The sequence below is a fragment of the Priestia sp. KCTC 13724 genome, assembly GCF_056820425.1.
Map to the genome: position 1 here is coordinate 1 of NZ_JBXDLD010000194.1, position 574 is coordinate 574.

Consider the following 574-nt stretch of genomic DNA (forward strand, 5'->3'; position numbering starts at 1 on the left):
ATATGCACGAAATAAATGAAAAAAGAATCCATTTCTGATAAGGTTAAAACACCCATGAAATAACCATCAGAAAGGATTCTTTTAATGGCTACTTTACCGCAATTAACTCTAAATTTCAATCGTAAGATTAAAGTATCAAATGATGGAGGTTCTCTTTCCTCTGATACAGGTGAATTCATCTTTCGAGAATTCGATGAAAAACTCGGTTTTTCAAAGACCTTAGCTACCCATCTAAGTTTGAAAGACACAAGGGCTTACTTTATTCATTCAAATGAAAATTTACTTCGGCAAAAGATTTATCAACTAATTGCCGGGTATTCTGAAGATGACGCTGCAGATCAATTAACACAAGATCCGGTGTTTACCCAAGTTCTTGGAACAGATGCGTTAGCTTCCCAGCCAAGTTTATCCCGTTTTTTTAGACGGTTTGATCAACAGTCAATCCTACAATTGGAACATGCCAATCAAGAACTACTGGATAAAGTACATAAATTCAGAGAGTCCCAAGGACTCCCGAAAGCACTCATCTTTGACCTGGATTCTACTCATTCAGACACCTATGGCAATCAAGAAG

Annotated in this window: 1 protein-coding gene; it reads left to right on the forward strand. The window is 36.9% G+C overall.

The features are described from left to right. Positions 1-84: 84 nt before the first annotated feature. Positions 85-574: transposase (locus AC1UFB_RS20335; RefSeq protein WP_482589965.1), on the forward strand; the 490-nt coding region annotated here is incomplete at its 3' end.